6 protein-coding genes are annotated in these 7,594 nt (G+C 57.7%); 1 reads left to right on the top strand and 5 read right to left on the bottom strand.

What is annotated here, in order from left to right; genetic code table 11:
- Both EN745_RS07115 and EN745_RS07110 read right to left on the bottom strand, forming a co-directional pair.
- Window positions 1-188 (bottom strand): hypothetical protein (locus tag EN745_RS07115; protein WP_127420860.1); only part of this gene is annotated, 188 nt, incomplete at its 3' end.
- 71 nt (window positions 189-259) lie between these two features.
- Complete coding sequence (locus EN745_RS07110) at window positions 260-589, bottom strand: hypothetical protein (RefSeq protein ID WP_081714433.1); 330 nt, start codon at window positions 587-589, stop codon at window positions 260-262.
- 1,348 nt (window positions 590-1,937) lie between these two features.
- Between EN745_RS07110 and EN745_RS07105 the strand changes: the two genes are divergently transcribed.
- Window positions 1,938-4,052, top strand: coding sequence for a hypothetical protein (locus tag EN745_RS07105; RefSeq protein ID WP_245454733.1), 2,115 nt, complete (start codon window positions 1,938-1,940; stop codon window positions 4,050-4,052).
- Between the two features lie 525 nt (window positions 4,053-4,577).
- On the opposite strand, the gene EN745_RS07100 is transcribed toward EN745_RS07105, so the two are convergent.
- The 3 genes from EN745_RS07100 to sctT form a co-directional block, all read right to left on the bottom strand.
- Window positions 4,578-5,381: a hypothetical protein gene (locus EN745_RS07100; protein WP_024505378.1), complete on the bottom strand. Its 804-nt coding sequence runs from the start codon at window positions 5,379-5,381 to the stop codon at window positions 4,578-4,580.
- Window positions 5,382-5,737: 356 nt separating this feature from the next.
- On the bottom strand, window positions 5,738-6,775 hold the full coding sequence (locus EN745_RS07095) for an EscU/YscU/HrcU family type III secretion system export apparatus switch protein (protein ID WP_024505377.1): 1,038 nt from the start codon (window positions 6,773-6,775) through the stop codon (window positions 5,738-5,740).
- Window positions 6,772-7,590: a type III secretion system export apparatus subunit SctT gene (gene sctT / locus EN745_RS07090; RefSeq protein WP_024505376.1), complete on the bottom strand. Its 819-nt coding sequence runs from the start codon at window positions 7,588-7,590 to the stop codon at window positions 6,772-6,774. The genes EN745_RS07095 and sctT overlap by 4 nt, the downstream gene beginning before the upstream one ends.
- Window positions 7,591-7,594: the final 4 nt, after the last annotated feature.

Below are 7,594 nucleotides of genomic sequence, written 5' to 3'. Positions count from 1 at the left end.
GTGCGCAACTGGACACTCCTTTTCGTCGCCTCCAAGCTAACATTGGTTAGTTCCTGCACTTGCGCCTGAAAAGCAGTAGCATCAGCTCCGCTTGTATTGCCGGGAGTGCCACTGTTAGTTTTATCGGTATTGCCGGCGCTACTGGTATTGGTATTGCCTGATTTTTTATTATTATCAACTGCAGCCATGATCATTCCTTTTTCTGTTGGAGTTGTGCCGTCAATAACGGCCTGTATGACCTCACGCCGGATTTCCCGCGTCAGGCATCTTCTGTGTCATCCAAAGCTTCATCGGCCTCAGCCATCGCATCGTTCGCGAATTGGAACGCGAACGATCGCAGGATACTTTGGAAGGCTTCACTTTGTGCTGCAGACTGTGAGTTGTCTTGAAGTTGATCATTTGAAACGGTCCGGTTATCCGCCCGATCGTTCCCGCCAGCTGCCTTGCCATCATTCCCACCAGCTGGCTTGCCATCATTGCCATCAGCCGGCTTGCCATCACCAGAATGCTCGGATTTCGAATCCCCATGGCCCTTTCGGATCAAGGAAGTCCCGAGGTTGCCAACTCCACTCCCAATTGCTGCTATCATCAGGTACTCCGGCATTTGCCATTGGCGGCGACGTGTTAAAGGTTAGCCTCGATCAAGCTAAGGGCGGGAGCTTTCGAGAACCTGACGGCTTTTGACAAAAACCGGCCAGCGCAAAAACGTATGCTCTGCAGGATGTTGCTCTCGCATCGAACAGTCGACCACGATCTCGGCTGTTCGGCCAATCCCGCCGTCCACGCATGCCGCGACCGAATGGCAGCCGCAGCAGCTCGTTTGCATCCTCGATGCTGTGGTGTCGAACAGGAGACACGGTCCACGTGCTGCATGACCGCAATGACCGTATTCTTGCTGGCTCCACGGGCGCACGCAACGAGCAGGAACTCGGTCTTTGCATCACCATTCTCTCGCCTGCACATCACGGCCCGGCGCGGTGAGCTCATTGGCTTCGAGAAGGTCGGCGACCGTACGAACATGGGATGGTCTGCCGGCTTTGGGAGGCCGGTGCGGATCCTCTTCTCACCATATCGAAAGCTTGAAGCGGTCGGATTTTCTTGCCCTGTTCGTGAGAACTCCCATCGTCAGCTAATCGTCAGCCAAGCGGTCTATCTAGGCCGGCCGTGCCTGACCTTCGGATCCAAAGGTCCCGTCTCGACACTTTTTGTAACTATAGATCGAAATGGTCCGCGTGATACGCAACGCACACGCTTCTCTGAAGCAAATGTGTGACTTTGTCGGTGGCGAACGAGAGGAGTGACGCATCAATAAAATCGTCAGGCACGTGTCTAGGAAGGGGAGCTAGCCGAGTTGGTCTGATTTCATTCGCTGTTCCTGGAAATCGGCGGACTGAAGCGCTGATAATCTCAGGACATCGATGGCAACGTTGCGAAAGTCCTGTGAGCTCGGGCCAATCTTGGCCTGCTACTGAGAAGCACTTTGGCGGGAACATTACGCCGTCGCGGGTCTGGCTGACCGTGACGTTAACCGAAAGATGCCGCTGGTCTCGTCAGCCGCCAGCACAATAGCAGCACATTCTCGCCTACTACGGAGACGCAATATGAAGGGCATTGGCCGACCACGGAAATCGCAGGCTGAAACTGGAGCCAGCCGCGCGGGGCGGGCGAGCAGTTCCCTTTCGCAATCAAGTCTTGCTGCGGGAGAAGGTGGACAGTCATTCGATTCCGTTGTGGAGCAGATGCGCTCTGGGGACGCCGATAGGAGGCCCTCCTCCCTTCCAGTTGCGCGCGGTCCAGGCGATGCCCGCGAAAGTCTGCCAGGCGCCTCGATTGGCGAAGATCAAATCCTGAACACACCGCGACGTGGAGCCGCTGCGCCACCACGCGGAACCGTAGCGCCACGTGGCGCAGCCGCAAGGCGGCGCGGTTCTCCCTCCATGTCTGAGGGCGAAGCCATGGCGCCGGTCGGTAGCCAACTATCAACCGCGCAGGTGGAAGGCACCAGCTCATCGTCAAATGAAGATATCAGTCCGACACAGCTCAGAATGAACAGTCTTGTTCAACAACTGACTGATTGCGAGGCTGCGGCCAGGAAAACCGACGTCCCCGAGGAGGCGGTGGAGCTGATCAGTCGGGTCGTCGATGCAGCCTCAGCAATTCTGGAGTACCGCGCTAGCCTGCCTGCGGCTGAGGCGCAGACAATTATGCCAGACGACAAGGTGCGTAGATGTTGCCAGATCGTGTGCGACGCCGCGAATGAAGTAGACAAACTTGGCCTGTCGACGATCACGAAATTGGACAAAAAGACCAAGAAAGCGGCAGGTATGGTCGATAAACTCTACTCCTACTCCCAGGCGGACCGGCAGGAGCTGTTGATTTTAAATGTGGAGAACCACCATACGGCGGCAATTAAGTGGTGGGAAAAAAAGGCATGGCGCTCCGAACGGCAGCGATCCGCCTGCGCTGCCACCGCTAGCCTATCCAGTGGAACGCCCGTGATGCGGGAAGCCGAGCGGTGCGCACTGCGGCTGCGTGCCGGCTCGGTACTGAGTGTCAGGATCTGGCTGGTCCGTGAGCGGATCGGTCTTGCGCGGGCCAAGATTGAACTGCGGGCGAGCAGGTTCGAGCCAGATTTGAAGGAACTCCTCGTCGGTCGAAATGGAGTGGTGCAGCTGATGGCAAGCGCCGCTCAAGAAGCTCTTCGCGCCCTCTCTTTGGCGAAGGGCATAATGGATGATGGCAAAACACTCAACGCTCATGATTGCGCGGTTGTAGAAAAAATCATGGAGCGGCTTTCGGATTTTGGATTGGCGTTGCACGAGGTGCATACCAAGCTAAGCCATACCTACCCAGATGCCGGCCTCCCATTGAAACTGTTCGAACGGATCGTGGACGATGCATGGATCACTGCGCACGATGCCATGCACTTGTTGAACCTGCAGTCTCCGCCGTCAGCCATCATGGCGCCACAGGCCCAGGCGGGCGCTGCGATGCCGGCCAGGGCAGGCGCTGCGATACCGGCTGGCACTGCTGGTACGGCTGCAGTGTCAGAAGGCACTACAGCGCGAAGGAAAGGGAAGTCAAAGCATAAGTCGGCAGCTCGCGCCGGGACTTCTGCCGCCGGGCAGCCATCAACACCAGTCGCTGCGAACGCCGGCACAGTGCCAGCAGCCAAGGTTCTCGCGCGCTCGGATCAAGTTGCGAGTACACAGGTGAGAGCGCAAGAGGTGGCTGCGAGTTCGTCGGGGGCAGGCTCGACAATCGGGGGCGCCGCGTTGTCAATGGAGGTATTGACGGAGCGGCTCAAACGATTGGACGAACTTTTGCAGTTCGATCTGGCCGGTCAGCAAAGCGTCGTCTCCCAAGTGCGCCAGATGAAGCCTGAGGAGGCCGGTAAGGTCGTGGACGATGTGGCCCAGTACCTGCGAGCCCAGGCCATTGAGATGCAAACCTGTCTCGCCGGGTTGCAGGGGCGTAATGTACGCCTGCTACTCACCTCCACCCAGCTACCCAAAGTGCACGAACGCACAGACCAGCTCAAAGGGTTGCTGAACATGGTGCTGGGACAGGCCAACGCATTGAATGAAGGAAAAGCCGGCATTACGACTGATTGCATGAAGACCTACGCATTTCCGGCGCAAAAATACCTGGAACATTTGTGCAATGCCGACGAATTGATGCCGCCGGAGGCACCGGTCGCGCTGCGTGGCGAGCCAGGAAAGCTGTTTGAGATGAAGCTGCAGCCCAAGATGCTGGTCAATGGTGCGATGCCGAGCCCGATGTGGGTGCACATCCACACGAGTCGCCCCGTCATGGCCAGAAACTTGGAAGGGCTGGCTGATTCCGAATTCACCGCTTGCCACGTTAAATCCAACGAACAGCGCGGCTACAATCGAGAGCGAGAGGAAGCCGATGCTAGGTCCGGTCGCGAGAAGGTCATAATTCATCGCGGCAAACTCACCCCCGCTTTCTGTAAGTCCTTGTTGACCTCAGGGCTTGGCCGCCAACCACGCCATTCGCGTGCCGAGCTCCCGTCGGCGCAGGCTGCATGACAGGGCACTCAGAATGCGGCCGGCCACGCTGTGAGTCAGCGAGCATTTCTCCTGGCCAAACCGCGAATGCCGCTGCGCGAGTTGCGGTCCGGCGATTGGAGTCGATCGGCTACCGTCAGGGCCGATTTGCGATGTCGCGTTACCGGCTGTTGACGTGGCGGCGTATCTTGCCTCCCATCCAACTTATCGCCGAGATCGCGCCGCCAAGATCGAGGCGGAAGGTCTTCCTGCGAGCGCGGAGCAGGCATAGCCGATCCGATCGGGATCGGCGCATCGCAACGACCCAACGGTGTGGTGGAGAAAATTGGATTCGGGAGAGCTCGGTTCCAAGAGGCGGAGTTCCGGCCCGAATACAATCCGCTCGCAAGCACCCACGATGCGCATCCGCAGTTTATTGTCTGGGAGATGGGCTGGATTGCTCGGCGGCGCTGGCGCTAAGGCGGGGCTGTCGCCGGACAATTAGCATTCACTGCCAACAGCCTTGCAACCGTCACCAGTTGCAAGGCTCGGCGGCGGGTCGACAAATCACATGAAATCGTCGTCGGACCCGCTATCGCTGCTGTCGCTATCCTCGGTTTTGTGGAGATAGAGTGGAGGTTTGCCTGCACGCTGCCACTCACCGGCACTGTTCTTCGTCCATTTGTCGGGATGCTGCGTAGGGTCAAGCACCAGGTCGCCATGATCCACTTCAACAAACCCCATCGTCTGCGCGCGCGCTTGTGCTTCCGGATTAGCCGCACGCCAATTCAGCAACGGTCGGTCGCCGTCTATCCGAAGTTGATGCTCCAGCAGAATATCGCCCGCATTTTCGACGAGCGGATGGGCGACTTGAAGATCCACTATGGAAGTGACCTCAGTTCGACCAGGAAATTGTTCCCGCCAACTTTCCGATTCGAACTCGTTCATGCTGAATCCGCCTTCCATTCTCAGCAGTCCGGCACTCCGGTCTCCCAATTGGTAACTGAAATATCGCGCGTGCTCCGTATCTCGACGGATGCCATATTGCTGAGCAACGTCCGCGGTGCGCCTGGCTCGTGACGATACGAACTCCGAATACTCTTGAGGATTGTCGGCGATGTGCGTGATTTCATCACCATGAAATTGCCTCACCTGTCTCCTGAAGGAAGTCCTGTTGATCTCCACCACAGGAGGTCGGGAATTGAGGGAGTATGCTTGGGGAGCCGCCGATGATGAGGCGCCGCTACCTTCCGATCCGGATAAGTGCATTCGGGCAAATGTGTCCGCGAACCCTTCGCTTCCTGCATCCGATTGCTCGCCGGCATTATGCGCGCGGTAACTATCGGATGAGCCACCAATTCGACCATACATGACGATTCGTACTCCTATGTTTCGCAACCGAGCTCAAGTTAGCACGGCTGTTCAACATAGGGCGCTTAGTTGACGACTAGCTGACGAGGGCATTCCAACGGCTGCACCAATCAAATCCGCACTGCCGGCCTCAAAACCTCGGACTGCGCCACGCACCGGCCAGCAGAGGCTGCAAGGTCATGCCCGGAGGACTTGCCGTAGTTGCTGGGTGGCAGATCCGAGGGGAGTGATTGCCCCAGGCCCGCGGTTGCGCGGTTGGCCTGACAGAGACACTGGGGCACGGATGGCCAGCCGACATTTGCCACTAGCATGGAGCCAGGTCAGTTTTGAACTGGGCAGTCGTGGACTTCCAATGACTAGGCCAAGCCTGCGGCAAAGAATGCTTTCGCGACAGGCTGGAAATATTGCATAGGAACCGCGTGGCCGAGTTTTGTAGTGCCTATCAGCTGACGCGCTAAGACATGGTCATGGACGATCGTCAGGCGTAGTGCCCGCGCCTCGCTCAACACATGTGAAACGCGCTCACCTTCGGCACGGCAAACTAAGAACGGCACCCCGGTTTCACCGCGAACGTAACGCAGACCGATCAGGACCGCCCTTCCTGTTAAGACCAGCGTGGCGCGATGCACGCCAAGCGCAGGCTCGTCGGCCGCCTCCTCGCGGATGCGACGCTGTTCACCTTTCAACTCTGGCGCTCCTTGCTGATCCTTCGACTCGCGCGTCACTTCGGTATTGGTCATGCGCATTTCGCGCAGATACAACGCGCGCTGGAGCAGAAGATCGATCAGTCCGCCGACCAGCAGTGCGCCGGCGCCAATTCCCATCAGCAATTTTGTCTCCATAAAGATGAGGCCAACACAGCCCATGCCGCAGATCGGCAGAGGGACCATTGTCTTCCACATCCCGAGAAGGACAATGGAAAAGGTTGCGCTGAGAACCAATACCTTGAACATGGTCTTGCAGACTTCGACCATGGAACGAGCAGACCCCAAGCGCTTCAGCCCTTCAAAGGGGTCAATTTTCTTAAAGCTGAGCTTCATCGGCTCCAGAGAGAAGACAAATCCACCATTGGCTAGCAGGCTGGCCAAAATCACCGCGGCGACAAGGGTTCCAAGCAGCGGGCCAACAGCCGCGACTGTGAGTTGGACGAGCACAACCAATGCCTGCGGCACCGCGGTATCGAAAGGTAGGCTCTGCAACTTGGTGGCTAATAGGAGCGCTTCCCGGCATTTGTCCTCGATCACGCTGCCTCTTAGCCAAAGGTAGCCGAGCCCAGCGCAAGTCCCGACCGCGCGGACGAAATCGGAGCTACGTGGCAGCTGTCCTTTTTTGCGCGCTTCACTTAACTTCTTCGGGCTGGCGGCGTGTGTCTTCTCTTCACTTGTGTCGCTCATGGCAGCAATTTGTCGAACCACTCCAGCACGCCGTTGGCACGTGTGACCTCCAGTTTCATGCTCTCCACCAGATAGGCAGCGTAGGTGACCATGAGAACTGGAAAGACAATGTTCTTGATTGCCGGAGACAGTTGGCTCGCCTTAAATTGCGGGGCAAAGCGACGCAGCAGCATCATCGATATATCAATCAGTATCAGGAAGAACACGACAGGCCCCGATACCAATAATGCCGTGCGCATTATGCTGTCGAGAAGCCCCAACAACTCCATTGCTCCTGGCCCACTCAGTGTCGGGTGAAACTGATACACCGGCCAGATCAAGTAGCTGCGGTACAGGACACTGATCAAAGTTTCCAGGCCTCCTGATCCGACGAATATGGCAATCGCAGTGATCCCCAGAAAAACGCCCATCGCGGAAGCCTGACTGTTCGTCGCGGGATCGGCCGAAGCGGTCGGGCTGCTGATGCCGCGTTGGTTGTCGATAAGCTCCCCGGCAGCCTGAAGGCCCCAAAGCGGAATGCCAAGAAAAGTGCCAAGGAGTACACCGACAAAAACTTCCTTGAATCCGAGCAGGGTTAGCTGGATCAGGCGCGTATCAGGATCCAGCGCCGGCAATCCGCCGCTGACGTGTGCCAGGCATGGTAGTGCGAAGCCAACAGCCAAACAGCCCCGGATCAGCCCACTGATCTGCGAGCGTGTGAATACGGGAAAGATCAGCATGATGCCCATCGCGCGGGCTGCCCCAAGACCTGCCGCAACGACGAGTTCGAGAGCCGTCTGGATCAGAATTTGAATATCGGCCGATGGCGCGTCCATGGGG

This window comes from Mesorhizobium sp. M4A.F.Ca.ET.022.05.2.1, assembly GCF_003998845.1.
Taxonomy (GTDB): domain Bacteria; phylum Pseudomonadota; class Alphaproteobacteria; order Rhizobiales; family Rhizobiaceae; genus Mesorhizobium.
This window is presented reverse-complemented; position numbering and strand designations above follow the sequence as displayed.

Bases quoted from the DNA above. Each gene is read 5' to 3' on its own strand.
- EN745_RS07110 (WP_081714433.1), bottom strand. From the start codon at position 589: ATGATAGCAGCAATTGGGAGTGGAGTTGGCAACCTCGGGACTTCCTTG.
- EN745_RS07105 (WP_245454733.1), top strand. From the start codon at position 1,938: ATGTCTGAGGGCGAAGCCATGGCGCCGGTCGGTAGCCAACTATCAACC.
- EN745_RS07100 (WP_024505378.1), bottom strand. From the start codon at position 5,381: ATGTATGGTCGAATTGGTGGCTCATCCGATAGTTACCGCGCGCATAAT.
- EN745_RS07095 (WP_024505377.1), bottom strand. From the start codon at position 6,775: ATGAGCGACACAAGTGAAGAGAAGACACACGCCGCCAGCCCGAAGAAG.
- sctT (WP_024505376.1), bottom strand. From the start codon at position 7,590: ATGGACGCGCCATCGGCCGATATTCAAATTCTGATCCAGACGGCTCTC.